Source organism: Oerskovia sp. PE-21s, assembly GCF_056158145.1.
Genome location: NZ_JBUXJM010000003.1, coordinates 207,094 through 233,594 on the forward strand (window position 1 = coordinate 207,094; position 26,501 = coordinate 233,594).

Genomic DNA, 26,501 nt, shown 5'->3' on the forward strand with positions numbered 1-26,501 from the left:
TGCGAGAGCGTAGTCCTCCTCACGCGAGCCTGGCCTAGAAGAGCAGCTGCTCGGCGCTCGCCGCCGCGCTCGGGCTCGTACGTCCGGACGGTCCACCGCGGTCCCGGTCCTGCACCACCAGGCTCCCCGCCGGATAGGCCCCCTCGTCGTGCCGCGCTCTCTCGCCAGGGGTCTCGGGGTGCCACGCGGTCCGGGCGTGCCCGGACGTGCGTGCCTGGGCCCGGTGACCGGCGCTCGCGAAGCCGCGCTCGACGAGCAGCGGCCGCACGCGGTCCCACAGCCAGTCGCGGTACGCGCGGCTCGCGTACGACCCGCCCGCGTAGACGCGCTCGTAGCCCGAGACCCGCTCGGGGTGGTCGCGGCGCAGCCAGGCCATGAACCACTCGCGGGTGCCGGGCTTGAGGAACAGCGGGAGCACCGTGGCGCCCGTCGCGCCCGCCTCGTGGACCGCGTCGAGCAGGCGCGTGAGGTGGTCGGTCGAGTCGGTGAGCCACGGCAGCACGGGGGCGATCATGACCCCGCACGGCAGCCCCGCCGCCCGGGCGGCGCGGATGAGGTCGAGGCGGGCGCGCGGCGTGGGGGTGCCGGGCTCGACGGCCTGCTGGAGGTCCTCGTCGACGAAGGCCAGGGAGACCCCGATGCCGACGTCGACGTGCTCGACCGCCTGCGTCAGACGCGGCAGGTCGCGGCGCAGGAGCGTGCCCTTGGTGAGGATCGAGAACGGCGTGCGCGAGGCCTCGAGCGCGTCGATGATCCCCGGCATGAGCCGGTAGCGTCCCTCGGCGCGCTGGTAGGGGTCCGTGTTGGTGCCGAGCGCGACCGCGTCGCCCGTCCAGGACGGCTTGGCGAGCTCGGCCCGCAGCACCTCGGCAACGTTCATCTTCACGACGATCTGGCTGTCGAAGTCCTCGCCGGGGTTCATGTCGAGGTAGCGGTGCGAGGGGCGGGCGAAGCAGTAGGAGCACGCGTGGGAGCATCCGCGGTACGGGTTGATCGTCCAGGTGAACGGCATGCGGGACTCCCCCGGCACCTTGGACAACGCGCTCTTGGCGAGTACCTCGTGGAACGTGACCCCGGCGAACTCCGGCGTGCGCACGGTCCGCACTAGCCCCGCCATGCGGCTGAGCCCGGGCAGCGCGCCGTCGTCCGCCGTGATCGCCTGCCCGTCCCACCTCATGGCGCTATTCGAACACATGTTCGATCACGTGTCGATGTCGATGTCGACGCCGACGGCGGCTGCGGACTGCTAAGCCGATCCCCGCCGCCAGCACCCAGCGGTCGATCTCCGGCTCGGCGTCGGCGACACGCTCCCCGCGCACCGCGAGCCCTCGCCCATGACCGCGTCGGGAGCGAGGGTCGCGTAGACCTCGGGCGCCCGGCCGAGGCCGCTCATGGCGTGCGTCGTGACGGGGCAGGGTCGTCGCGCCCGCGAGCGAGACTCCGTCGAGGAACGGCGACATGATCATGGGCGGGCGCTCGGTCCAGATCGGGGCTCGCGAGGATCGCGGTGTCGTACCAAGCGAGGTCCGTCAGTGGCTCGACGATCTGCGGGTGGACCGCGTTCGGGAGAACTCTCCCCCGGAGGCACGCATGACCAGACGGATCGCGACCACGGACCGGCCCGGGCGCGCGGAACTCGTCGCGTCGACCGCGAGTGGCGCGGCGTCGTCTCGACGCGAGACACTCGCACCTGTCGATGGACTCACGACACGTCGTCCCACGGAACTGGGTGAGATGAGATGACTTTCCGCCGCGCAACACCTATAGCAGAAAGTGCGCGAAATGCCGCTCAGCATTGATCCGGTCTGGGCCAAGGGCGTTCTCGATTGGTGGATCGAGCACGCCGACGCCGCGCTGCTTGACGGCCGGTCTCATCGAGAGTTCGCGTTCTGCGCTTCAGGTCCTAGGACTGACGCAATGCTCGCTCGAGAGCACCAGACACGGCGAGTGATCAGCACCGTTCTGGGGGTGACAAAGGTTGACGCCTTGGTGCGTCCGCTCAACAGTCACAACTTCGTTGAGCTCCAGAACGGCCTTGACCTCGCCAGGCGCGCTCTTGGCAAGCTCGCCACCGATGCTGAAACAGCGCAGCACATCACGGGCACCTCGGCGCCGACAATGGCTGCCGACTCATTGCACCCGCTGATCTGGGACGCGGCAGCCAAGTTGTGGGGCGACGGGCATCACGGCTCGGCAGTGCAGCGCGCTGCAACCTTTCTGAACGCACATGTCCAGGAACTCACTGGACGACGCGACATGTCCGACAGTGCGCTGATGGCGCAGGTGTTCTCACCGAACCAGCCCGAGCCCGGGAAGCCACGCCTTCGATGGCCCGGCGACGACTCGGACCTCACGGTCCGGGCTATGCGATCGGGACTGCTTCAGTTCGGCCAAGGGTGCTTCCTCGCGATCCGGAACCCAGCGACGCACAGCACGGAGGATCTGCCCGCTCAGGAAGCACTGGAGCAACTCGCGACCCTCAGCACTCTTGCACGTTGGATCGATGGGTGCGAACTCGCGGAACAACATGACTGACGGTTGGACGATTGCAACAGCGGTCGGGACGATTCTGGCTGCCGCCGTTCCGGCGGTGCTCTTCTTCGTAGAGCGCGCGGAAAGGATGAGGGCACAGACGGCGCTCGACGAAGAACTTCGACGCCAGGCACGCCATGAGGCCGAGCGGGCCAAGTCCGAAACGATGACCGAGGCACGGAGGGTCGCGATCTGGAATGAGTCTGGATCCAACGGGTCTGCGGTCACAATCCACGTCCTGAACGGATCGTCGGATCCGGTCTACCAGGTGGCGGTGTCCACCGAACCGATGAGAACAACTGAGGGTCGTCACGTGACCCTTGGAGTTGGGTGGTGGGACGTGCTCCTGCCCGGTGAGCACGTGACCGAATCCACCCATCAGGCTGCCCCGATGCCTGCGTGGGTGGATTTCGTGGATGTACGAGATCGGCGGTGGACGCGACGTAATGACGGCAGTGTTGAGCGGCACACCCACAGACAACGCACCACGTAGTCGCGCCCACCCCGCCGCATCGGACCGATTTGCGGAACACGCGTTCGATGACCGGCCATGTTGGGCCCCTCACACCCGAGCGTCCTCGCGGCCCTGAACGACCTACGCGTGAGGCCCGGCAGGGAACCCCTACCGGGCCTCACGCACGTCCGCCCGGGTCAGCGCCCGGGCAGCGGTCTCACTCCCCCGCCGGGACGACCCGCGGCCACAGGTCCTCCTCGGACGGGGCCCACGTCGCCGGGTCCGCAGCGACCTGCTCGCCCGAACGGATGTCCTTGACCTGGTGAGCGACGACCTCGCCGTCCGCACCGATCCCCGCGGGGAACCACACGAACGGGATGCCGCGACGGTCCGCGAACTTGATCTGCTTGCCGAACTTGGCCGCACTCGGCGCGACCTCGACCGGGATGCCGCGCGAGCGCAGCGCCACCGCGACCGCGTCCGACGCGGGCCGCGTCTCCTCGCTCGTCACCGCGACCACCACCGCGCTCGGCACCGACCGCGTCGAACGGACCAGGCCCGCGCTCAGCAGCCGCGAGACCAGGCGCGAGACGCCGATCGAGAGCCCCACGCCCGGATAGGTGTTCGCACCGTCCGAGGCCAGCGTGTCGTAGCGCCCGCCCGAGCAGATCGACCCGAGCTGCTCGTGCCCCACCAGGACCGTCTCGTAGACCGAGCCCGTGTAGTAGTCCAGGCCGCGCGCGATCTTCAGGTCCGCGACCACGACGCCCGGCGCCCGCACGGCCGCCGCGTCGATCAGCGCCGACAGCTCGCGCAGGCCCTCCTCGAGCAGCTCCGAGGTCACGCCGTGCTCTGCCGCGAGCGCCCGCACCCGCTCCGCGACGGTCGCGTCCGATCCGGAGATCGCCGCGAGCGCCAGGCACGCGGCCGCCTGCTCGGGCGTCGCGCCCGTCTCGGCGACCAGCAGCGCCGCGACCTTGTCCGGCCCGATCTTGTCGAGCTTGTCGATCGAGCGCAGCACGCCCTCGACGTCGTCCAGGCCCAGCCCACGGTAGAAGCCCTCGGCGACCTTGCGGTTGTTCACCAGGATGCGGACCTCGGGGACGCCGATCGAGCGCAGCTCGCCCAGCGCCTCGGCCATGACCAGCGGCAGCTCGACCTCGAAGTGGTAGGGCAGCTCGCCCGCACCCACGACGTCGATGTCCGCCTGCACGAACTCGCGGAAGCGCCCGTCCTGGGGGCGCTCGCCGCGCCACACCTTCTGGATCTGGTGGCGCTTGAACGGGAACGCCAGGTGCCCGGCGTTCTCCAGCACGTACCGCGCGAACGGCACCGTCAGGTCGAAGTGCAGGCCGAGCTGCTTGTCCCCCTTGCCGCCTCGGTCCCCCGCGGCCCCCTCGGACGAGTCGGCCTCCTCCTGGAGGCGGCGCAGCACGTACACCTCCTTGGAGGTCTCGCCCTTGCGCAGCAGCTGGTCCAGGGGCTCGACGGCCCGCGTCTCGATCCCCGCGAAACCATGGAGCTCGAACGTGCGACGCAGCGTGTCGAGCACGTGCTGCTCCACGACGCGTCCAGCAGGGAGCCATTCGGGGAAACCGGAGAGAGGTGTAGGTCGGGCCATGGGACCCGATCCTTCCAGACGTACCGACCGAACGAGCAATCGATTCACAGGCCCCGCAGGTACGGGTTGGTGCGGCGCTCGCGGCCGATCGTCGTCAGGGGCCCGTGACCGGGAACCACCTCGAGGGAGTCGTCGAGGTGCCCGACGACGTCGCGCAGGGTGCGCTGCATCGTCTCGCCGTCTCCCCCGGGCAGGTCGGTCCGCCCCACCGAGCCGGCGAACAGGACGTCTCCGGCGAGCACGATCCCGGCCACCTGGCCGTCGCTCGCGCCGCCGCCGTCCTGGTCCCCTGCGGCGACCGGGAGGTAGAGCGTCGAGCCCTGGGTGTGGCCCGGCGCGTGCAGGGCGTCGACCAGGACGCCGCCCAGGTCGAGCCGTACGCGCGGGTCGGCCACCGACGTGCCGCCGGGACCGCGCACCAGCGAGGCACCGGACCCACCGCCCGAGCCGAACGTCCGTACCTCACGGGGTTCCTGGTAGTCCTCGATCCTGGCGCCACCTGCCGCGAGCGCCGCGGCCAGCGGCCCGCTCGTGAGCGGCCCGTCCGCCGGGGCCCCGTGCTCGATCGTGCCGAGCGGGTCTGCGAGCCGGTAGGCGTCGCCCGCGTGGATCCACAGCGGCACCCCGTAGAACTCGCACAGCTCGGCGGCGTCCCACGTGTGGTCGGCGTGCCCGTGCGTCGCGAGGACCGCGGTCGGCGCCAGGCCGTGCTCCCGCACCAGCTCCGCGACTCCCGGGGCGACCCCTGCCCCGGCGTCGACGATCACGCACGGGCGAGCGACGCCGTCGGGCAGCGTGCCGCGCGCCCCGGGCGCGACGATCGTGCAGTTGGTGCCGAACACGGGTGCGACCACGAGAAAGACGTCCATGCCAGGACAGTACCGACCTCACAAACAGGACACCTGATACCGGACCGTGACCTGAATGGCGGAAAGTCACCGCGCCGGAACGCTCCCGATGCCTAGACTGTCCTCTGAAACCGTGGACCACCCGTGCAATCACGCGCCTTCGCGCCGGCACGCGGACCTGCCCGTGGCGTGAGACGAAGGAGTTGGGGTGTCAACGAGCAAGCGCGAACGCGAGCGTGCCCGCCTGCGGGAGCAGAAGTGGACCCAGCGCCAGGCCACGGCTCGCGCCCGCAGGCGTCGAGCGTGGACGATCGCCGGCGCGGTCGCCGGGGTCGCGGTCGTCGCAGGAGTCACCGTGCTCGCCGTCAACGCCAACGCCCCCGACAAGACGTTCACCCTGCCCCCGGCCTCGGCCGCGCAGGACCGCGAGTGGACGGGCGAGCTGCGGACCAGCGCCGGAGACGTCGCCTTCACGCTCGACGGGCAGACCGCCCCCCAGGCCGTCGCGAACTTCGTCTCGCTCGCCCACGAGAAGTACTTCGACGGGACCGACTGCCACCGGCTGACCACCGAGGGCATCTTCATCCTGCAGTGCGGAGACCCCACGGGCACCGGCACCGGGGGCCCGGGCTACGAGTTCGGGCCCGTCGAGAACGCCCCCGAGGACGGCCTCTACCCGGCCGGCACCATCGCCATGGCACGGACCGAGGCCGGTACCGACACCATGGGCAGCCAGTTCTTCCTCGTCTACGAGGACACCACCTTGCCGACCACCACGGGCGGGTACACCGTCTTCGGCAAGATCACATCCGGCTTGGACGTCGTCCGAGCAGTCGCTGACGCGGGCACAGCGGACGGGACCGGCAACGGCTCCCCCGCCACCCCGGTCACCATCGAAGGAGTTGAGACCCAGTGAGCGAGAGCACCGAGAACCACGCGAACTCTCCGGCGCAGGCATCCGAGGAGGCCCCCGCGACGGAGCAGGTCGAGGTGCCGGCGGTCGCTGAACCGACCGAGGCCGCGCCCGCGACCGACGCGCCCCAGGCCGCGACGGACGCGCCCGCCGCAGCGAGCGACGAGGACGCCGCGCCCGTCACGGACGAGACTCCTGCCGAGACGCCCGACGCCCCGGCCAGCGAGGCGACCCCGACCGAGACTGCGGTCGAGACCGAGGTCGCAGCGCCCGAGGCCCCCCAGGACGAGGCCTCGGCCGAGGCATCGGCAGAGGTCACGGACGAGGCCGCACCGGCCCCGAAGCCGGCCGCCGCGCCCAAGCCCTCGGCCGCGCCCAAGCCGAGCGCGATCCCCGTCCCGCGTCCCCCCAAGCCGGGGACCCCGGCTCCCGCCGCCCCCGCTGCGGCGACCATCGCCCCGGCTGCAGCCGCCGCGGTCATCCCGGACGACAGCGCGGCCGCCAAGGCGGCCGCGGGCTTCGGCCGCGTCGACGAGGACGGCACGGTCTACGTGACCGAGGCCGCGGGCGAGCGAAGCGTCGGACAGTTCCCCGGGGTCACCCCCGAGGAGGCGCTCGCGCTGTACGTGCGCCGCTACCTCGACCTCCAGGCCAAGGTCGCGCTCTTCGAGGCGCGCCTGACCGGCACGGACCTGTCCGTCAAGGAGATCGACTCGACCCTCGCCAAGCTCACCGAGGAGACCGCCGAGCCGTCCGCCGTGGGCGACCTCGACGGCCTGCGCGCGCACGTCGAGTCCCTGCGCACGGTCGCGGCCTCGCGCCGCGCCGAGCTCGAGGCCGAGCGCAACGCGGCCAAGGAGGCGGCGCTCGCGGCCCGCACCGAGATCATCGCGGCGGCCGAGAAGATCGCCTCGACCGATCCGTCGCGCATCCAGTGGCGCCCGGCGGGCGAGGAGCTGCGCAAGCTGCTCGACCAGTGGAAGGACGCCCAGCGCAACGGGCCGAGGATCGACCGGACCAGCGAGGAGGCGCTCTGGAAGCGCTTCAGCCACGCCCGGACGGCCTTCGACCGCGAGCGTCGGCACTACTTCGCCGAGCTCGAGCAGCGCAACTCCTCGGCCAAGGAGGTCAAGGAGAAGCTGGTCCAGCGGGCCGAGGCCCTGCAGAACAGCACGGACTGGGGTGCGACGGCGGGCGCCTTCCGCGACCTTATGACCGAGTGGAAGGCCGCCGGGCGCGCCAACCGTCGCGACGACGACGCCCTGTGGGCACGTTTCCGCGCGGCCCAGGACGCGTTCTTCCAGGCCCGTGACGAGCTCAACGCCGCCACGGACGCCGAGTACGCGCAGAACCTCGTGGTCAAGGAGGCTCTCCTGGAGCAGGCCGAGAAGCTCGTGCCGGTCACGGACCTGGCTCAGGCCAAGGTCGCGCTGCGCGACATCCAGGAGAAGTGGGAGGACGCGGGCAAGGTGCCGCGTGCGGACGTCCAGCGCGTCGAGGCCCGCCTGCGCGCGGTCGAGACCGCGGTCCGTGACGCCGAGCAGTCGCAGTGGTCGCGCTCGAACCCCGAGACGCGTGCCCGCGCCGAGGGGGCCGCCGCCCAGCTCGAGTCCGCGATCGCGGGTCTCGAGGAGGACCTGGCCGCTGCGACGGCCAAGGGTGACAAGCGCAAGATCGCCGAGATCGAGTCGGCGATCACGGCTCGTCGCGCGTGGCTCGAGCAGGTCGTCAAGGCTGCCGAGGACTCGCGCGGCTGATCCCGCACCGCACGAGGGGCCCGTGGGGGCCTGTGGACGAACGCCTTGTCCACAGGCTCGCGCGGGCCCCTCGCGAATGCCCGGCCCGAGCGTCAGGCTGGGGGCCGTGACCACGCTGCTCTCGCTCCCTGCCGTTTCCTCGGTTCGCGTCCGCACGCCCGCGGACGTCGCCATGGACGTGCGTGTCGAGGACGCGCCGCTGCTGGTCCGTCCCGAGCACGTGGGCGGTCGGGTCGCCTGGACGGACCTGGTCCGCTGCGGTGCGCTCGTCCGGGTCCGGGAGGACACCGCCGTGCGCCCGACGACAGAGCTCACCCCCGCGGTCCGCGCGCTCTCCCTGGCCCCCCTCGTGCCTCCACGCACCGTGGTGGGCGGCACGAGCGCCGCGTGGGTCCACTGCGGCTTCCCGGGGGACTGCGTGGTCGAGGTCGTGCACCCGCTGGGCGTCCACCGCCCGCCGCCGCGGCACGGCCGGGTCGCCCGTCAGAGCGCCCTGCTGCGCCCCGAGACGATCGAGCTCGGGACGGTCCTCGTGACGAGCGTAGAGCGGACCGCGGTGGACGTCGCGTGCCTGACGGACCCGCGGCTCGCGGCCCCCGTGCTGTCCGCCCTGCTGGAGGGGGCCGGGCTGGACGTCCGCGCCGCCCTGCGGGTCCTGGACCTGCGTCACCGGCGCACGGGCCGTCCGCGCGCTCGGGCGCTGCTCACTGACCTGTTGAGCGCGTCCACGCCCCCGGACGCCGGGTCGTCGCCGGGCGCCGGGGCGACCCCGCGTCTACCGTGAGGGGATGCCTCGTTCCACGACCCCGGCGGTCGAGCTCGACGTCGACGGGCGCACCGTGCGCGTCACGAGCCCCGACCGTGTCGTCTTCCCCGGCCGCGGGCTGACCAAGCTCGACGTCGTCACCTACTTCCAGTCCGTCGGGCCGGGCATCCTCGCGGCGCTGCGTGAGCGTCCCACGACGCTCGAACGCTGGCCCAAGGGAGTCTTCGAGGGCGCGCGGCTGAGCACCCGCACGGACAACAGCGGCGACGCGTTCTACCAGAAGCGCATCCCCCAGGGGGCCCCGGACTACGTCGAGACCGCCAGGATCGCGTTCCCGAGCGGCCGCACGGCTGACGAGGTCCGACCGACCGAGCTGGCCGTGGTGCTGTGGGCGGCCAACCTCGGGACCCTGACCTTCCACCCGTGGCCCGTGACGGGCGCGGACGTGGAGTCTCCCGACCAGCTCCGCATCGACCTGGACCCGCAGCCCGGCACCGACTACTCGGACGCCGCACGCGTCGCCCCCCACCTGCGGGAGCTGCTGGGCGAGCTCGGTCTGGAGGGCTTCCCCAAGACGTCGGGCGGCCGCGGGCTGCACGTGTTCGTCCCGGTCGAGCCGCGCTGGAGCTTCGTGCAGGCGCGCCGCGCGACGATCGCGATCGGGCGCGAGCTCGAACGCCGCCTGCCCGACCAGGTCACCACCAAGTGGTGGAAGGAGGAGCGCGGGGTCAAGATCTTCGTCGACTACAACCAGATGGCGCGCGACCGCACGATCGCCTCGGCGTACTCGATCCGTTCGAACGCCCGGGCCACGGTCTCGGCGCCGCTGCGCTGGGAGGAGGTGCCCGACGTCGGGCCGGACGACTTCGACGTGCTGACCATGCCCGCGCGCTTCGCGGAGGTGGGCGACCTGCACGCACGCCTCGACGCCACGGCCCCCGAGCCGCGGTTCTCGCTCGAGCAGACGCTCGAGCTCGCAGCACGCGACGAGCGCGACCACGGGCTGGGCGACCTGCCCTACCCGCCAGAGCACCCCAAGATGCCCGGCGAGCCCAAGCGCGTGCAGCCCAGCAAGGACGCCTCGCGGCACGAGGAGCACCCGTCCGACGCCTGACCCCTCGCCGGCCGGGCGGCGCCGGCAAGGCGGCCTGAGCGACCTTCTGGGGACAGGTCAGCGCCGTAGGCGCCCCGTGACCGCCTGACCCACCGCCACCAGCCCCCACGCAGCCCTCACGCAGCCCTCACGCCACGCCCGGCGCCCCCGGCAGCAGCTCGTCGAGGCGATAGCTCACGGGCTCCTCGAGCTGGTCGTACGTGCACGACGACGGCTCGCGGTCCGCGCGCCAGCGCCGGAGCTGGACGGTGTGCCGGAACCTGCTGCCCTCCATGTGGTCGTATGCGACCTCGAGCACCCTCTCGACCCGCAGCGGGACGAACGACAGGTCCTTCGAACCGCTCCAGCGTGACTGTGCGCCGGGCATGCGCCCCGTGCCGGGGCTCTCCCACCCGGCCCACGGGTGCTCGGCCGCGTCGGGGCTGCCGGGATCGAGCACGAGCGGAGCCAGCTCGTTCACGAGCTCGGCCCTGCGCGCCCTGGGGAACGACGCCGCGACGCCCACGAACTGCAGGCCCCCCGCGTCGTCGTACAGCCCCAGCAGGAGCGACCCGAGCAGCGGCTCCTCGGGAGTCGAGCTCTTGTGCAGGCGGTAGCCCGCGAGCACGACGTCGGCCGTGCGCTCGTGCTTGACCTTGAGCATGACGCGCTTGTTCGGCTGGTAGGGCGCCGCGAGCGGCTTGGCGACGACGCCGTCGAGCCCGGCGCCCTCGAACGCCTCGAACCACTCCTGCGCGACCGCCCGATCCGTGGTGCGCGGGGTCAGGTGCACGCGCGGACCGACGAGCCCCAGGCCCGCGAGCAGCTCCTGGCGACGGCTCAGGGGCTCGGCCGTGACGTCCTCGTCGCCCAGCGCCAGGAGGTCGAAGACCACGAGGCTCGCCGGGGTCTCCGCCGCCAGCCGTGCGACGCGGGAGGCCGCGGGATGGATGCGCTGCTGGAGCGCCTCGAAGTCGAGCCGGCCCCCTTGCGGGAGCACGATCTCGCCGTCGACCACGCATCGCTCGGGCAGGGCGTCGAGCACGGCCGCCACCACGTCGGGGAAGTACCGCTCCATGGGCTTGGCGCTGCGGCTGTCGAGGCGCACCTCCTCGCCGTCGCGGTACACGATCGCCCGGAACCCGTCCCACTTGGGCTCGAACACCAGCCCGCCCTCGACCGCGGCGGGGTCAGGGACGCCCGAGACCGACTTCGCGAGCATGGGCAGCGTGGGCGGCAGCACGGGCAGGTCCATCCCCCGATGCTGCCACCGGCAGCGCGCGGACACCCGCCGAACGGCGCGCGACGCCGTCGGGCCGTGCCCACCGCAGCGCTGCCGGATCAGGCCGGCAGCTGAGGGCGCTCCTCCGCCTTGGAGCCAGTGATCCGGTAGACGTCGAACACGCCGTCGATCTTGCGGACCGCGGACAGGACCGTGGCCAGGTGCCCGGGCTCGGCCATCTCGAACACGAAGCGGGACATCGCGACCCGGTCGTTCGACGTCGAGACCGTCGCGGACAGGATGTTGACGTGGTGGTCCGACAGGACCCGGGTCACGTCCGAGAGCAGGCGCGAGCGGTCGAGCGCCTCGACCTGGATCTGGACCAGGAACAGGGCGTTGCCACCCGTCGTCCAGTCGACCTCGACGATGCGCTCGGGCTGGTTGCGCAGCCCCACCACGTTGGCGCAGTCCGCGCGGTGGACGCTGACGCCCTGGCCGCGCGTGATGAAGCCGATGATCTCGTCGCCCGGCACCGGGGTGCAGCACTTGGCGAGCTTGACCCAGATGTCGTCCACGCCCTTGACGACCACGCCCGGGTCGCCCGTGCGGGGGCGACGTGAGGTGTGCCCGGGGCGGGCGACCTCGGCGAGGTCCTCGGACGCGCCGTCCTCACCGCCCATGGCGTGCACGAGCTTCTGCACGACGCTCGCGGCCGAGACCTGCCCCTCGCCGATCGCGGCGTACAGCGCCGAGACGTCGGGGTAGCGCATCTCGTTGGCGAGACCCACGAGGGACTCGTGGCTGAGCAGTCGCTGGATCGGCAGGTTCTGCTTGCGCATGGCCTTGGCGATCGCGGTCTTGCCGTGCTCGACGGCCTCCTCGCGGCGCTCCTTGGAGAACCACTGGCGGATCTTGTTGCGGGCACGCGGGCTGGAGACGAACGCGAGCCAGTCCCGGCTGGGTCCCGCCGTCTCCGACTTGGACGTCAGGACGTCGACGACGTCGCCGTTCTCGAGCGTGGAGTCGAGGGGGACGAGCCGGCCGTTGACGCGCGCACCCATGGTGCGGTGGCCGACCTCGGTGTGCACGGCGTACGCGAAGTCGACGGGGGTCGAGCCTGCGGGCAGCGCGATGACGTCGCCCTTGGGCGTGAAGACGTAGACCTCGGCGCCGCCGATCTCGAAACGCAGCGAGTCGAGGAACTCCGAGGGGTCCGCCGTCTCCCGCTGCCAGTCGACGAGCTGACGCAGCCACTGCATGTCGGTCGAGGCGGTGTCCGGAGCGCCGCTCGACTTCGCGACCTCCTTGTACTTCCAGTGGGCCGCGACCCCGTACTCGGCACGCCGGTGCATGTCGTGCGTGCGGATCTGGATCTCGACGGGCTTGCCGCCGGGGCCGATGACCGTGGTGTGCAACGACTGGTACATGTTGAACTTCGGCATCGCGATGTAGTCCTTGAACCGCCCGGGGACGGGGTTCCATCGCGCGTGCAGGGCGCCGAGCGCCGCGTAGCAGTCCCGCACGGTGTCCACCAGGACGCGTGCGCCGACCAGGTCGTAGATCTCCGCGAAGTCGTGCCCGCGCACGATCATCTTCTGGTAGATCGAGTAGTAGTGCTTGGGGCGCCCGGTCACGGTCGCCTTGATCTTCGCGGTGCGCAGGTCTGCGGTCACCTGCTCGCGGACCACGGCGAGGTACTCCTCGCGGGCCGGCGCGCGCTCGGCGACCAGGTGCACGATCTCCTCGTACACCTTGGGGTAGAGCGTCGCGAACGACAGGTCCTCGAGCTCCCACTTGATGGTGTTCATGCCGAGGCGGTGCGCGAGCGGCGCGTAGATCTCGAGGGTCTCGCGGGCCTTGCGCTCGGCGGAGGACGACGGGACGAACTTCCAGGTCCGGGCGTTGTGCAGGCGGTCGGCGAGCTTGATGACGAGCACGCGGATGTCGCGGGCCATGGCCACGACCATCTTGCGCACGGTCTCGGCCTGCGCTGCGTCGCCGTACGTCACCTTGTCGAGCTTGGTGACGCCGTCGACCAGCATGGCGATCTCTTCGCCGTACTCCTCGGTGAGGCGTTCGAGCGAGTACTCGGTGTCCTCGACCGTGTCGTGGAGCAGTGCGGCGGCGAGCGTCGCACCGTCGAAGCCGAGGTCGGCGAGGATCGTCGCGACCGCGACGGGGTGCGTGATGTACGGGTCGCCGCTCTTGCGCAGCTGGCCGCGGTGGGCCTTCTCCGCGGTCGCGTAAGCACGCTCGATGACCGAGAGGTCCGACTTGGGGTGGTTGGTCCGCACCGCTTGGAGCACGGGTTCGAGCGCGGGGATGCCGCCCTGGCTCCCCCGGACCCCGAACCGCACCAACCGTGAACGTACCCGTGCTGCCGAGGACTGCCCGCTGTCGCTCGTGGACCGACCGGTCCGTGTCTCTTCGCTCATGCGTGCCTCCTCACCCTGATCGCCGGAGAATCTCGACGTCCGTCGGAGTGGCAATCCTACGACTCCACGCGCAGGAGCGTGTCGACCTGGCGGCCCGCGAGCCGTTCGCGACCTCCCAGACCGTCGAGCTCGAGCAGGAACGCGACGCCCACCACGACCCCGCCGCAGCGTTCGACCAGCTCGGCGCCGGCCGAGGCGGTCCCGCCCGTGGCGAGGACGTCGTCGACGACCAGCACCCGCGCGCCGGGGGTCAGCGTCCCGGTGCGCAGCTCGATCGAGGCGGTGCCGTACTCGAGGTCGTAGGTCACCGTCTCGGTAGGCGGAGGGAGCTTGCCGGCCTTGCGCAGCGGCAGGAAGCCGACGCCGAGGCGGGTCGCGAGCGGGGCGCCGATCAGGAAGCCGCGGGCCTCCAGACCGGCGACGAGGTCGACGCCCCCCGCGGCGAAGGCCGCGAGGGAGTCGACCACGTCGCCGAGCGCCCTGCCGTCGGCGAGCAGACCGGTGATGTCACGGAACGTGACGCCGGGCTGGGGGTAGTCCGGGACGTCGCGGATCAGTCCGAGGACCTCGGCCGCGCGCTCGTCCCCCAGGCCGGTCAGCCCGACGGGAAGGATGCTGCTGGTGCTCATGAGGGGTCAGTGCCCCCGCTTGCGTCGCGGCTGCGCCTTGACGCCCTGGTGGGAGCCCGGCTGGAGCTGGGCCGCACCCTGGACCCCGGCGGCGGCCAGCGCCGCGTCCCTGGCCGTGCCGTCCGAGGACTGCGCGGCGTCGGCGACCTTCGCGGCGCGCTTGTCCAGGACCTTCCGGGTGTGCTCCTTGATGGCGGGCTCGCGCTCGCGCAGCGTGACCTCCAAGGGCGTGGCCAGGAAGATCGAGGAGTAGGCACCGACGGCCATACCGACGAACAGCGCGAGCGAGATGTCGCGCAGCGTGCCGGCGCCCAGGAGGAACGCGCCGATGAACAGGATGGCGCTCACGGGCAGCAGCGCCACGACCGAGGTGTTGATCGACCGGACGAGCGTCTGGTTGACCGCGAGGTTCGCGCGCTCGGCGTAGGTGCTGCGGGTCTGGTCGAGGATGCCGTGCGTGTTCTCCCGGACCTTGTCGAAGACCACGACCGTGTCGTAGATCGAGTACCCGAGGATCGTCAGGAAGCCGATCACGGTCGCGGGGGTGACCTCCCAGCCGATCGCCGCGTAGATCCCGACCGTGATGATGAGGTCGTGGAACAGCGCGATGAGCGCGGCCGCCGCCATGCGCCAGTTGCGGAAGTAGATCGTCATGACGAGACCCACCAGGGCCAGGAAGACGATGAGGCCCGTGATGGCCTTCTGGGACACGTCCTTGCCCCAGCTGGGGCCGATGAACGCGGTCGTGACGTCGTTCTCGGTCACGGAGTGGGCCCCGGCGAGGGCGTCGCGGACCTCGGTGACCTCGTCCGCGGTCAGGCGGTCGGTCTGGACGCGGATCGCGCTTCCACCGACGGTCGTCACGCGCGGCACCTCGTCCGGCGCGACCTCGGCCACGGCGTCGATCGCGGGCTGCTGGCTGGTGTCGCTCACGTTGGAGACGACGAACTCCGAGCCGCCGCGGAAGTCGATGCCGAGGTTGAAGCCCTTGGTGAGCAGGACCCCGAACGACAGGACGACCATCACGATCGCGATGATGTAGAAGCGGCGGCGGTGGCCGACGATCTGGTAGGACTTGCGACCCGTGTAGAGGTCGTTGCCCCACTGGGCGAATCCCTGCGCCATCAGAGGTTCTCCTCGTTCTTGTCGCCCTCGGTCGAGGAGCCGGTGGTGGGGGCGTCGGACTCGGCCGCCCGCCGGGCCGCGGCGCGGCGCTCGGCGATCGTCAGGCGGGTGCCCTCGCCCCCGGTCGCGCCCTGGAGGCTCGCGCCGGCACCGACCTTCTCACGGGTGGGGCTGCCGAACGGTTCGTCGACGGGGGCGTCGGTGACAGGTGCGTCCTTGTCCTCGGTGGTCCCGGGGCGGGCGACCCGCCCCCGTCCGGCGTAGCGGGTGGTCGCTCCGAGGCGGCGCGGGTCGAGACCCGAGGCCGGGTGCCCGCTGGCGAAGAACTTGGTCCTCGCGAGGAGCTGCATGACCGGGTGCGTGAACATGAAGACCACGATCAGGTCGATCAGGGTCGTCAGTCCGAGCGTGAACGCGAAGCCGCGCACACCGCCCACGGCCAGGAAGTACAGCACGACCGCGGCGAGGAAGTTGACCGCGTCGGAGGCCAGGATGGTGCGGCGTGCGCGGTCCCACCCCTTCTCGACGGCCGAGTTCAGGGTGCGGCCGTCGCGCAGCTCGTCCCGGATGCGTTCGAAGTACACGATGAACGAGTCCGCGGTGATACCGATCGCGACGATGATGCCCGCGACACCGGGCAGCGAGAGGCGGTACCCGATCGTCCAGGACAGCAGCAGGATCACCCCGAAGGTGAGGACCGCGGCGATGCCGAGCGAGGCGACCGTGACCAGACCCAGGGCCCGGTACTGGAAGAGCGAGTAGATGACGACGAGCAGGAGGCCGATCGCGCCCGCGATGAGGCCCTTCTCGAGCTGCTCGCTGCCGAGGGTCGCGGAGATCTGCTGCTCGCTCTGGACCTCGAAGGTCAGCGGGAGCGAGCCGAAGTTGAGCTGGTTGGCCAGCAGGGCCGCGCTCTCACGGGTGAAGCTGCCGGAGATCTCGGCCTTGCCGTCGGTGATGACGGCGTTGGCGGTCGGGGCGGAGATGACGAGCCCGTCGAGCACGAGCGCGAAAGCGTTCTGCGGGGAGGGCAGGGAGAAGAGGCGCGTCGTCGTGTCCTTGAAGGCCTCGGTGCCCTCGTTGTTGAACTCGAGGTTGACGACCCACTGGCCGGTGCTCACGCCCTGCGCCGTGGTGCCCATGCCCGAACTCGCGTTGGAGATCTCGGTGCCCTCGATCTCGACCGGTCCCAGGATGTACTTGGCGCTGCCGTCGTCGGCGCACGTGACCAGGGGTGCGTCGGGCTGGTCGCCCAGACCACCGGTGAGGTTCTTGGGGTCGGTGCAGTCGAGCGCGTCGAACTCGGCCTGGATCGCCGGGGTGATCTGGGCGAGGTCGCTCGGGTTAGCGGGGACGACGGGCGTCTCAGGCTCAGCGGGAGCCTCGGCCGGGGTCTCGGTCTCCACCGGGGTGGGGGCGCCGACGGTCAGGACCGGGCGGAACCGCATCTGCGCGGACTTGCGCACGAGGTCGAGCGTCTCGTCGCTCGGGGTGCCGGGCAGCCCGACGACGATGTTGTTGCCCTGGCTGGTGATCTCGGCCTCGGTCACGCCCGAGGAGTCGACGCGCTGGCGGATCACGTTGATCGCCTGCGTGATCGTCTCGTCGGTGACTTTCCCCTCGGAGGCGATCGGCGTCAGGATGATCTGCGTGCCGCCCTCCAGGTCGAGGGCGAGTCCGGGGGTGAGGCTCGCGTCCGACCACTTGGTGCCGGCGAAGATCGACGCGAACAACGCGAGGATCAGTACAGCGAGGGCTACCAGGGTGCGTACGGGCCTGGCGCGTCGTGTGTTGGAGGTGGCCAACTATCCGTCTCTTCTCGTGCGCGCGACATCGCGAGATGGCGCGGGTCGACGTCGCACCCCGGGATCGGGGTGCGACGTGGTGTCACTTGCTGTCGGTGCCGTCGTCCCGCTTGTCCCCCGGCTTGTCCGTGAGCCCGGACAGGTCGTCCGGGACGTCCAGGACGTCGTCGTCCGCCGAGGAGGCGGTCGCGTCGCCGTAGACCGCGTCCTTCTCGGTGCCCTCGGCAAGCTCGTCGGTGCCCTCTTCCTCGACGGGCGGCTCGACGAGCTTGGCGATCGCCGCGCGCAGCCAGCGCGTCTGGGTGCCGGGGGTGGACTCGATCGTGATGATGTCCTTCTCCTCGTCGACGTCGACGATGGTCCCGAACAGGCCGGAGCCGGTCATGACCTCCTGGCCGGGGGCAAGGTTGGTGCGGAAGGCGGCTGCTTCCTTCTGGGCCTTGCGTGACCGGTTGGTCATGAGGAACATCGCTCCGGCGGCGAGAGCGAGGATGAGGATGAGGCTGAAGTCCATGACGGGGTGACCGGTTCCTGTTCTGTGCTGGGATCTGCGCGGCAGTCTAGGCGCACGCGTACGGATCACCAACGAACCGTCCGGCCGTGGAGTTCCGCCGCTCAGATTCCTCCAGTCTAGGCCCCCGTGTCGAACAGGGTTCCGCCCGACCTCGCCGAGCCCGTCCGCTGCCCGAGTCCGCCGCCCGGTCCGCGGGGCGCCAGCGGGTCGGGCGGGGTCAGCCCGAGGTGCGCCCAGGCCGCGGGGGTCGCGACGCGACCGCGCGGGGTGCGGCCGATCAGCCCTTCGCGCACGAGGAAGGGCTCGGCGACGGTCTCGACCGTCTCGGACTCCTCCCCCACGGTCACGGCGAGGGTGCTCAGGCCCACGGGGCCGCCGCCGAACCGCGTGCACAGGGCGCCCAGGACGGCCCGGTCGAGGCGGTCGAGGCCGAGCTCGTCGACCTCGTAGACCTCGAGTGCCGCGCGGGCGGCCCGCAGGTCCATGGTCCCGTCGCCGCGCACCTGTGCCCAGTCGCGCACGCGGCGCAGCAGCCGGTTGGCGATACGGGGCGTACCACGGGAACGGCCCGAGATCTCGTGGGCGGCGGCGTGCTTGATCTCGACGCCGAGCAGCCCGGCCGAGCGGATGATGACGCGCTCGAGCTCCTCGGCGGAGTAGAAGTCGAGGTGTCCGGTGAACCCGAAGCGGTCGCGCAGCGGGGCGGGCAGGAGCCCGGCGCGCGTGGTGGCGCCCACGACGGTGAACGGCGGCAGGGACAGCGGGATGGCGCTGGCCCCGGCCCCCTTGCCGACGACGACGTCGACCCGGAAGTCCTCCATCGCGACGTACAGGAGTTCTTCGGCGGGGCGCGCGAGGCGGTGGATCTCGTCGATGAACAGCACCTCGCCCTCCTCGAGCGAGGACAGGACCGCGGCGAGGTCGCCCGCGTGCTGGATAGCGGGGCCGGACGTCACGCGCAGGGAGGTGCCGAGCTCGGCGGCGATGATCATCGCGAGGGTCGTCTTGCCGAGCCCGGGCGGGCCCGAGAGCAGGACGTGGTCGGGCGTCGCCCCGCGTGCGAGGGCCGCCTGGAGCACGAGGGAGAGCTGGTCGCGCACGACGAGCTGCCCGACGAACTCCTCGAGGCGCCTGGGACGCAGGGCGGCCTCGGCCGCTCGCTCGAGGTCGTCGGCCGTCGAGGTCACGATCCGCTCGGACGTGAACGGCTCGTTCCCCTCCTCGTAGCCGACGCGGTCGAAGTCAGCCACGGGGGCCGCCCAGGACCCGCAGCGAGGCGCGCAGCGCGCCGGCGATCTCGTCGGGCGCGACCGCGTCGGCCCCGGCCTGGGTCAGGACGGTGGCGAGGGCGTCCTCGGCGGCCTTGGGGTTCCACCCGAGGCCCACGAGCGCCTGGACGACCTGGTCGCGCTGGTCGTCGACCACGGCACCGCCGGCGCCGCCCGTTCCGGCCGGGTCGTCCGCGCCGGTACCGGTGGGGGCCCCGAGCCGGTCGCCGAGCTCGAGCGCGATGCGCTGGGCGCCCTTGCGCCCGATGCCGGGCACGCGCATGAGCGCGGCGATGTCCTCCCCCGCGACGGCGCGGCGCAGCCCGTCGGGCGTGTGCACCGCGAGCATGGCCAGGGCCAGGCGCGGGCCGACGCCGCTGACGGTCTGCACGGCCTCGAACACGGCACGCTCGTCGTCGTCGGCGAACCCGAACAGCGTGAAGGATTCCTCGCGGACGACCATGCTCGTGGCCAGGCGCGCGGGCTCGCCCACGCGCAGCGCGGACAGGGTCGCGGGGGTCGCGTGGACGAGGTAGCCCACGGCTCCCCCGGCGCCTCCCACGTCGATGACGGCGCGGTCCAGGCGGACGTCCGCGACCGTGCCCGACAGCGAAGCGATCACTGTGCCTCCATGCTTCCTCGCGGGTCCCGGCCACGAGCGGCCGGTCCCGAACACCTGTACGAACCGTGGGCCACTCTAGCAACGGGCGGCGGTGCTCCCGGTCGAGCCTCGCCGTCGGGCACGTGGGGCCGGTGTCAGCCGCGTCGGCCGCGCGAGGCCTGCTCGGCCGCGGCCCAGGCGCGCTGCGCGGGCGTGAGCTGGTGCCGGTCCCCGCCCTGCAGGGCGCCCGCCGGGCGCCACAGGTGGCAGATCGCGAGGGCCAGGGCGTCGGCGGCGTCGGCGGGCTTGGGCAGCTCGCCGAGCTCGAGGATGCGCGCGACCATGCGCTGGACCTGGATCTTGTCGGCGCGGCCGGTGCCGGTCACGGCGGCCTTGACCTCGCTGGGGGTGTGCATCGCGACGGGCACGCCGCGACGGGCCGCGGCGACCATCGCGAGACCCGCGACCTGCGCGGTGCCCATGACGGTGCTGACGTTGTGCTGCGCGAAGACGCGCTCGACGGCCACGACGTCCGGGACGTGCTCGTCCATCCACACGTCGAGGCGCTGGGAGATGGTGAGCAGGCGCAGGTCGACCGACTGGTCGGGCGGGCTCTGCAGGACCCCGACCGCCACCATGCGGGCGCGCCGTCCGGGCAGCGAGTCGACGACGCCGATCCCGCAACGGGTCAGTCCTGGGTCCACTCCGAGCACGCGCACGCGCTCACCTTCTCACGGGCCGCCCACGACGAAGGGCTCCCACGCGAGCGGTCGCGCGGGAGCCCTTCGTCACACCAGGGGGTGGGTCAGTCGTCGTTCTCGAGCTCGGCCATGACCTCGTCGCTCGCGGTGAAGTTCGCGTAGACGTTCTGCACGTCGTCGCTGTCCTCGAGGGCGTCGATGAGGCGCAGGATCTTGCGGGCGCCCTCGGCGTCGACCTCGACCTCCATGGAGGGGTGGAAGACGACGTCGGCGGAGTCGTACTCGATGCCGGCGTCCTGCAGCGCGGTGCGGACCGCGACGAGGTCGGTGGCCTCGGTGAGGATCTCGAACGTGTCGCCCTCGTCGGTGACCTCCTCGCCGCCCGCCTCGAGGACGGCCTCCATGACGTCGTCCTCGGTGGTGCCCTCCTTGGGGACCACGATGACGCCCTTGCGGGAGAACAGGTAGGACACCGAGCCCGGGTCGGCGAGCTGGCCGCCGTTGCGCGTGAACGCGATGCGGACCTCGGCGGCGGCGCGGTTCTTGTTGTCGGTGAGGCACTCGACGAGGACGGCGATGCCGCCCGTGCCGTAGCCCTCGTACATGATCGTCTGGTAGTCGGCGCCGCCGGCTTCCTGGCCCGAGCCGCGCTTGAGGGCGCGGTCGATGTTGTCGTTGGGGACCGAGGACTTCTTGGCCTTCTGGACGGCGTCGAAGAGCGTGGGGTTACCGGCGAGGTCCCCGCCGCCCGTGCGGGCCGCGACCTCGATGTTCTTGATGAGCTTGGCGAACAGCTTGCCGCGCTTGGCGTCGATCACGGCCTTCTTGTGCTTGGTCGTAGCCCACTTGGAGTGTCCTGACATACCCCTGTTACTCCTTCACGATTGCGACGAAGAGCTCGTGCACCCGCGCATCGCCCGTGATCTCGGGGTGGAAGGAGGTGGCGAGCAACGTTCCCTGACGTACTGCGACGATTCTACCTGCGTCTTCGCCCGCGCCCGCGGAGGGGGCCGCGTCCGGGGCCTGGGCCGGCGCGGCGGGCACCGAGGCGCCCCGGTGGCGCGTGCGTGCCAGGACCTGGACCCCGGGGCCGGTCTCCTCGACCCAGGGGGCGCGGATGAACGCGGCGGGCACGGGCCCGCCGCGGACGCCCGACATCTCGACGGACGACTCGAACGAGTCGACCTGGCGCCCGAACGCGTTGCGGCGCACCGTGACGTCCAGTCCGCCGAGGGTCTGCTGGTCGTGCGTGGCGCCCAGGACGCGGTCGGCGAGCAGGATCATGCCCGCGCACGACCCGTACACGGGCAGCCCGGCGCCGATCGCGGTGCGCAGCGGGTCGAACAGCTCGAAGATCCGCAGCAGCTTGTCGATCGTGGTCGACTCCCCGCCGGGCAGCACGAGGCCGTCGATCGCGGCGAGCTCGGTGGGGCGCCGCACGGTGACGGCGCGGGCGCCGGCCACCTCGAGGGCGGCCACGTGCTCGCGGACGTCGCCCTGCAGGGCGAGGACTCCAATGACCGGTTTCACGATCGCCCATCGTACGCGCCGCCTGCCGCGCGCTGCGTGGGTGCCCGACGGCGGTGCTCGGCCCGGGTGCTCGCCGGGCGGGTGGGGCCCGGCGGGCTACTCGGTGGCTTCGCCGAGGTGGCGGGTGCTCCCGTCCCAGCCGTGCAGGAGCGGTTGGAGGAGGTCGGGCAGCCCGGCGGGGAAGACCTCGATGGTCACGGCGCGCAGCTCGGGCAGGGTCCACCAGCGCATCTCGTCGACGACGTCGTGCTCGACCTCGGTCCAGCCGTCGCGGGTCAGGGGACGGTTCGTGTGCTGGTCGGTGAGGCGGGCGAGGTAGAAGACCTCGTCCTGCCGGCAGCGTTCGCGGTAGAAGTCGAAGATCGCGGAGCGGGTCCACACGGGGCCCTCGAGCGCGGTGGGGTCCAGGTGCAGCCCGGTCTCCTCGCGGACCTCGCGCACCGCGGCGTCGAGGTCGCTCTCGCCGGGTTCGATGCCGCCGCCGATGGTGAACCACCAGGAGCGGTCCGGCTGGTCGGTGTCGTGGCCGCGGGCGAGCAGGACGCGGTCCGCGGCGTCGAGGAGCAGGACGCGGGCGCCGCGCCGGTGGCGCAGCCCGTCGGGGCCCAGGACCCAGTCGGGGCCGAGGGACGTCGGGGCGGGCGGGGTGGGCGCAGCGGGTGCGTCCACCCCGTCCGGGGTGGTGCCGGCGGGCCGGTCGGGGGTGCTCGTCACGAGGAGGACACGCAGGAGTGCTCCCGGGGCTCCGGGACGCCCCGACCGGCCGGCGCGGTCACCAGCCGCGCTCTGCGAACTGGATCGATCGCGCGGGTTCGTCGACGTTGAGGCCGACCATGGCCTCGCCCAGGCCGCGCGAGACGTCCGCGAGGACGGCCGGGTCGTCGTAGAACGTGGTGGCCTTGACGATCGCGGCCGCACGCTGGGCGGGGTTGCCGGACTTGAAGATGCCGGAGCCGACGAACACGCCCTCGGCGCCGAGCTGCATCATCATGGCGGCGTCGGCCGGGGTCGCGATGCCGCCCGCGGTGAACATGACCACGGGCAGCTTGCCCGTCGCGGCGACCTCCTTGACGAGCTCGTACGGCGCCTGGAGCTCCTTGGCCGCGACGAACAGCTCGTCCTCGGGCAGGGACGTCAGGCGGCGGATCTCGGCGCGGATGGTGCGCATGTGGGTCGTCGCGTTGGACACGTCGCCCGTGCCGGCCTCGCCCTTGGAGCGGATCATGGCCGCGCCCTCGGTGATGCGGCGCAGGGCCTCGCCCAGGTTCGTCGCCCCGCACACGAACGGCGCGTCGAACGCCCACTTGTCGATGTGGTGGGCGTAGTCGGCCGGGGTCAGGACCTCGGACTCGTCGATGTAGTCGACGCCCAGGGCCTGCAGCACCTGCGCCTCGACGAAGTGGCCGATGCGGGCCTTGGCCATGACGGGGATCGAGACGGCCGCGATGATGCCGTCGATCATGTCGGGGTCGCTCATGCGCGAGACGCCGCCCTGGGCGCGGATGTCCGCCGGGACGCGCTCGAGCGCCATGACGGCCACCGCGCCGGCGTCCTCGGCGATCTTCGCCTGCTCAGGGGTGACGACGTCCATGATGACGCCGCCCTTGAGCATCTCGGCCATGCCGCGCTTGACCTTGGCCGAGCCGACGACGTCGGTCACCTGGGGGCTGTTCTCGCCGGAATTCTCCACGGACACCGCGAAACCTCGAATCTTCACGTTGGGACGCACGAGCAGGGGTCACGCTCGCGCCGCCGACATGCTTGCACGTCACCACCAGTCTACGGACGCGCGCTCACCCCTCGGGCACGGCGACCGCTCAGGGGTTGCGGTCCAACCCCGAGGGCCAGGCGTCGTCCAGCTCGACCGTGGCCGGCATGGGCGCGTGCCCCGCCAGGGAGAACGCCCGGGCGTACCAGGTGCGGCGCAGGCGCTGCGTCTGCGCGACGGCCTCGTTGTGAAAACGGCGGGCGATCTGCGCCCGGTACCAGGCCCCCGCCAGCGCGGCCAGCAGGTCGGCCCCCAGGGGCGAGGCGCGGATCTCCGCGACGTCCTGCGGGTCCTCGAGCGCCGCGCGCAACGTGGCCGACAGGTCGCTCTCCGCCATCGCGCGCTGCATCCCGACCCCCGCCAGGAGGCGAGGCGCCTGCACCAGCGGTGCGCCGCCGTCGGGCCTGCGCACCCCCTCCGGGGCCACCACCAGCTCCGCCAGGCCCGGCACCGCGGCCGCGACCTCCCGCATGCGCAGGTCGTCGTCCAGGACCGCGTACGCGGCCTCCGCGACCAGGACCGAGCTCGCCGGGTCCAGCTCCCCCGCCCCCGCCAGGTCCAGGGCCGCCGACGCACGCCGCTCGAGCTGCGCGTCCAGCGCCAGCCGCGACGCCATGACCTTGCGGTGCAACCGGTCCAGCCGCGAGGCCGCGACCCACAGGGCCCACCCCGCCACCAGCACCACGGCCACCACGATGATGGCGATCTCCGACCACGTCACGACGGGTTCCTCTCCTGCTCCGCGCGGGGCCACAACCCCAACCGGCGGCCGCCACGCAACGACGCCGGGTCCTCGTGCACCGGGATCACGGCGTCCGAGGCCGCCAACGCCATCTCGTACACCGCGAGCACCTCGGCCGTCACCGTCGACCAGTCGAACCTGCGCACGAACGAGATCGCCCGCTCGCAGTACCGCTCCCGGCCCGCAGGGTCCGCCAGGACCCGCACCACCGTCTCCGCCAGCGCGGCCGAGTCCCCCACCGGGAACAACGCCCCCGCCTCCCCCTCGTCCAGGACCCGGCGGAACGCCCCCAGGTCCGAAGCCACCACGCACGCCCCCGCGCTCATCGCCTCCACCAGCACGATCCCGAAGCTCTCCCCGCCCGTCTGCGGCGCGACGTAAAGGTCCACCGACGACAGCAGCGACGCCTTCTCCTCGTCCGAGATCGACCCCAGGAACTCCACGGCGCTCGCGGCCTCGCCCAGGGCCTCCAGGGCGTCGGCACGCCCCTGGTCCCCGCGACCCGCGACCAGGAAGCGCGCCCCCGGGACCTGCTCCAGGATGCGCGGGATCGCGGCCGTCAGGACCGGAAGGCCCTTGCGCGGCTCGTCCAGTCGCCCCAGGAACGCGATCGTGGGCGCGTCCGGCGTCCCCTGCCACCTCGCCGACGGCTCCGCGGCGGCGAACGTGTCGACGTACACCCCGTTCGGGATCACGACCGCGTCACCACCCATGTGCTCCACGAGGGTGCGCCGAGCGTCCTCCGAGACCGCGATGCGCGCCGAGATCTTCTCCAGGCTCTGCCGCACCAGCGGGTACACCACCTGCAGCGCCCGCGACCGGATCAGGGCCGTGTGGAACGTCGCCACGATCGGCCCCTGCGCGATCCACAGCGCCAGCATGCTCAGGGACGGCGTCACCGGCTCGTGCAGGTGCAGCACGTCGAACTGGCCCGCGTCCAACCACCGGCGCACGCGCGCCGCGGTGACCGGGCCGAACGTCATGCGCGCCACCGAACCGTTGTACTTCACCGGCACCGCACGCCCCGCGGACGTGATGTAGTCCGGGATGGGAGTGTCCTCGTCCGCCGGCGCCAGCACCGACACCTCGTGACCCTGCGCCATGAGCGCCTCCGCCAGGTCCCGGATGTGGAACTGCACACCGCCCGGGACGTCGAACGAGTACGGGCACACGATCCCGACCTTCAGGCTCATGCCGAGCCCACCGCCCCTCCACCAGTCGAACCCTGCGCGTCCTTCGCCCGCGTCCGGGCGTACCGGTCCGGGTCCAGGTCCGCCACGAACACCTTCTGCAGCATGTGCCAGTCCTCCGGGTCCGCGGCGACGCCCTCCGCCAGCTGGTCCACCCACGCCTGCGTCACCGCCGCCACCCGCTCGCTGCGCGGCACACCGTCCGGCACCGTGACCGGCGGGAAGAACCGGATCACGATCCCCCACGGGGTCCCCGCCGCCCGACGACGCACTCCCGTCAGCCGCTCGTACCGGATCGAGGCCGTCAACAACGGCGCCCCCGTCGAGACCGCCAGCGCAGCCGGTCCCGCCGCCACCCGGGCCCGCTCACCGAACAGGTCCACCTCCACGCCCCGCGACGTCAGGTCACGGTCGGCGAGCAACGGGATGAGCTTGCCCGGCCCCCGCGCACCGCGCATCAGCTCACGGAACACGTCCCCGTCCCCCAGCGCCAGGATCTCGATCCCCAACGAGTTGCGGAACGCCAGGAACTCCTGGAACAGCTCCTCGGGCTTGAGCCGCTCCGCGACCGTCAGCACCGGGGCGATGTGCGGCGTCGCGTACGCCCCCGCCAGGTCCCAGTTGCCCATGTGCCCCAGCGCCAGCACCGGGGTCACCCCCTGCGACGTGAACCGCTGGCAGTTCTCGTACCCCTCCAACCGCACCCGCGCCTCGATCTGCGCAGGAGACGCCGCCGGCAACGTGAACGCCTCGCGGTAGTACCGCATGTACGAGCGCATGCCCGCCCGGCTCAGCCGGCGCAGGCCCCGCGCGTCCAGGTCCGGACGGACCCGCGCCAGGTTCCTCTCCAGCTGCGGCACGCCCCCCTTGCGCGTGGCCCACGCCACGTCCGCGATCGCCGTGAACAACCCCCGCAGCAGCGGCTCCGGCACCTTGTGCGCGTTGCGCCACGCGAACGTGAACGCCTTGTCAGCACTCACCCCCACG

General features: G+C 72.0%; 25 protein-coding genes. 6 read left to right on the forward strand and 19 right to left on the reverse strand.

Annotated elements, in window-relative coordinates; all coding sequences use genetic code 11:
• Positions 1–34 precede the first annotated feature (34 nt).
• Positions 35–1,177, reverse strand: a complete 1,143-nt coding sequence (locus ACZDYF_RS06845) for an Rv2578c family radical SAM protein (protein WP_475054972.1) — start codon at positions 1,175–1,177, stop codon at positions 35–37.
• Positions 1,178–1,782: 605 nt separating this feature from the next.
• On the opposite strand from ACZDYF_RS06845, the gene ACZDYF_RS06850 reads away from it, so the two are divergent.
• A complete protein-coding gene (locus ACZDYF_RS06850) occupies positions 1,783–2,535 on the forward strand; it encodes a TIGR02391 family protein (protein ID WP_475054975.1) in 753 nt (250 codons plus the stop codon).
• Entirely contained in the window at positions 2,528–3,025 is a 498-nt protein-coding gene (locus ACZDYF_RS06855; RefSeq protein ID WP_475054977.1) for a hypothetical protein, read from the forward strand. Before ACZDYF_RS06850 ends, ACZDYF_RS06855 begins: the two co-directional genes overlap by 8 nt.
• A 178-nt stretch (positions 3,026–3,203) precedes the next feature.
• Here the strand turns inward: ACZDYF_RS06855 and hisS are convergent, their stop codons facing one another.
• Both hisS and ACZDYF_RS06865 read right to left on the reverse strand, forming a co-directional pair.
• Positions 3,204–4,607, reverse strand: a complete 1,404-nt coding sequence (hisS, locus tag ACZDYF_RS06860) for a histidine--tRNA ligase (protein ID WP_475054979.1) — start codon at positions 4,605–4,607, stop codon at positions 3,204–3,206.
• Positions 4,608–4,651: 44 nt separating this feature from the next.
• Complete coding sequence (locus tag ACZDYF_RS06865) at positions 4,652–5,476, reverse strand: MBL fold metallo-hydrolase (RefSeq protein ID WP_475054980.1); 825 nt, start codon at positions 5,474–5,476, stop codon at positions 4,652–4,654.
• Between the two features lie 187 nt (positions 5,477–5,663).
• On the opposite strand from ACZDYF_RS06865, the gene ACZDYF_RS06870 reads away from it, so the two are divergent.
• The 4 genes from ACZDYF_RS06870 (at position 5,664) to ligD (ending at position 10,005) form a co-directional block, all read left to right on the forward strand.
• Positions 5,664–6,371 carry a peptidylprolyl isomerase gene (locus ACZDYF_RS06870; protein WP_475054982.1) on the forward strand — a complete coding sequence of 236 codons (708 nt, stop codon included), beginning with the start codon at positions 5,664–5,666 and terminating at the stop codon, positions 6,369–6,371.
• The gene (locus ACZDYF_RS06875; RefSeq protein ID WP_475054984.1) at positions 6,368–8,125 is read left to right on the forward strand and encodes a DUF349 domain-containing protein; all 1,758 of its coding nucleotides are present in this window, start codon (positions 6,368–6,370) and stop codon (positions 8,123–8,125) included. Before ACZDYF_RS06870 ends, ACZDYF_RS06875 begins: the two co-directional genes overlap by 4 nt.
• A 106-nt stretch (positions 8,126–8,231) precedes the next feature.
• Positions 8,232–8,909 (forward strand): hypothetical protein, encoded by a 678-nt coding sequence (locus tag ACZDYF_RS06880; RefSeq protein ID WP_475054986.1) that lies wholly within the window; start codon positions 8,232–8,234, stop codon positions 8,907–8,909.
• A gap of 4 nt (positions 8,910–8,913) precedes the next feature.
• A complete protein-coding gene (gene ligD, locus ACZDYF_RS06885) occupies positions 8,914–10,005 on the forward strand; it encodes a non-homologous end-joining DNA ligase (RefSeq protein ID WP_191790475.1) in 1,092 nt (363 codons plus the stop codon).
• Between the two features lie 127 nt (positions 10,006–10,132).
• Here the strand turns inward: ligD and ACZDYF_RS06890 are convergent, their stop codons facing one another.
• From ACZDYF_RS06890 to ACZDYF_RS06965, 16 genes are all read right to left on the reverse strand, one after another.
• Complete coding sequence (locus ACZDYF_RS06890; RefSeq protein WP_475054987.1) at positions 10,133–11,239, reverse strand: ATP-dependent DNA ligase; 1,107 nt, start codon at positions 11,237–11,239, stop codon at positions 10,133–10,135.
• 86 nt (positions 11,240–11,325) lie between these two features.
• Positions 11,326–13,641 carry a RelA/SpoT family protein gene (locus tag ACZDYF_RS06895; RefSeq protein ID WP_239527393.1) on the reverse strand — a complete coding sequence of 772 codons (2,316 nt, stop codon included), beginning with the start codon at positions 13,639–13,641 and terminating at the stop codon, positions 11,326–11,328.
• 56 nt (positions 13,642–13,697) lie between these two features.
• Entirely contained in the window at positions 13,698–14,270 is a 573-nt protein-coding gene (locus ACZDYF_RS06900; protein WP_204809023.1) for an adenine phosphoribosyltransferase, read from the reverse strand.
• Positions 14,271–14,276: 6 nt separating this feature from the next.
• The gene (gene secF, locus ACZDYF_RS06905; RefSeq protein WP_475054990.1) at positions 14,277–15,395 is read right to left on the reverse strand and encodes a protein translocase subunit SecF; all 1,119 of its coding nucleotides are present in this window, start codon (positions 15,393–15,395) and stop codon (positions 14,277–14,279) included.
• Positions 15,395–17,200, reverse strand: coding sequence for a protein translocase subunit SecD (secD, locus tag ACZDYF_RS06910; RefSeq protein ID WP_475054991.1), 1,806 nt, complete (start codon positions 17,198–17,200; stop codon positions 15,395–15,397). Before secD ends, secF begins: the two co-directional genes overlap by 1 nt.
• 82 nt (positions 17,201–17,282) lie before the next feature.
• Positions 17,283–17,714 (reverse strand): preprotein translocase subunit YajC, encoded by a 432-nt coding sequence (yajC, locus tag ACZDYF_RS06915; protein ID WP_475054992.1) that lies wholly within the window; start codon positions 17,712–17,714, stop codon positions 17,283–17,285.
• 116 nt (positions 17,715–17,830) lie between these two features.
• Positions 17,831–18,964, reverse strand: a complete 1,134-nt coding sequence (ruvB, locus tag ACZDYF_RS06920) for a Holliday junction branch migration DNA helicase RuvB (protein ID WP_191790482.1) — start codon at positions 18,962–18,964, stop codon at positions 17,831–17,833.
• On the reverse strand, positions 18,957–19,604 hold the full coding sequence (gene ruvA / locus ACZDYF_RS06925) for a Holliday junction branch migration protein RuvA (protein WP_475054994.1): 648 nt from the start codon (positions 19,602–19,604) through the stop codon (positions 18,957–18,959). Before ruvA ends, ruvB begins: the two co-directional genes overlap by 8 nt.
• Positions 19,605–19,738: 134 nt before the next feature.
• Positions 19,739–20,302, reverse strand: coding sequence for a crossover junction endodeoxyribonuclease RuvC (ruvC, locus tag ACZDYF_RS06930; protein WP_191790483.1), 564 nt, complete (start codon positions 20,300–20,302; stop codon positions 19,739–19,741).
• Between the two features lie 86 nt (positions 20,303–20,388).
• Positions 20,389–21,147: a YebC/PmpR family DNA-binding transcriptional regulator gene (locus ACZDYF_RS06935; protein ID WP_138824356.1), complete on the reverse strand. Its 759-nt coding sequence runs from the start codon at positions 21,145–21,147 to the stop codon at positions 20,389–20,391.
• 7 nt (positions 21,148–21,154) lie between these two features.
• On the reverse strand, positions 21,155–21,817 hold the full coding sequence (pdxT, locus tag ACZDYF_RS06940) for a pyridoxal 5'-phosphate synthase glutaminase subunit PdxT (RefSeq protein WP_364073450.1): 663 nt from the start codon (positions 21,815–21,817) through the stop codon (positions 21,155–21,157).
• A 93-nt stretch (positions 21,818–21,910) separates the two neighbouring features.
• The gene (locus ACZDYF_RS06945) at positions 21,911–22,528 is read right to left on the reverse strand and encodes an NUDIX hydrolase (RefSeq protein ID WP_475054997.1); all 618 of its coding nucleotides are present in this window, start codon (positions 22,526–22,528) and stop codon (positions 21,911–21,913) included.
• 58 nt (positions 22,529–22,586) lie between these two features.
• Positions 22,587–23,510: a pyridoxal 5'-phosphate synthase lyase subunit PdxS gene (gene pdxS, locus ACZDYF_RS06950; RefSeq protein ID WP_191790484.1), complete on the reverse strand. Its 924-nt coding sequence runs from the start codon at positions 23,508–23,510 to the stop codon at positions 22,587–22,589.
• 121 nt (positions 23,511–23,631) lie between these two features.
• Positions 23,632–24,303 (reverse strand): hypothetical protein, encoded by a 672-nt coding sequence (locus ACZDYF_RS06955; RefSeq protein WP_475054998.1) that lies wholly within the window; start codon positions 24,301–24,303, stop codon positions 23,632–23,634.
• Positions 24,300–25,511, reverse strand: coding sequence for a glycosyltransferase family 4 protein (locus tag ACZDYF_RS06960; RefSeq protein WP_191790530.1), 1,212 nt, complete (start codon positions 25,509–25,511; stop codon positions 24,300–24,302). The genes ACZDYF_RS06955 and ACZDYF_RS06960 overlap by 4 nt, the downstream gene beginning before the upstream one ends.
• Positions 25,512–25,513: 2 nt before the next feature.
• Complete coding sequence (locus tag ACZDYF_RS06965; RefSeq protein WP_372440728.1) at positions 25,514–26,500, reverse strand: phosphatidylinositol mannoside acyltransferase; 987 nt, start codon at positions 26,498–26,500, stop codon at positions 25,514–25,516.
• Position 26,501 lies beyond the last annotated feature (1 nt).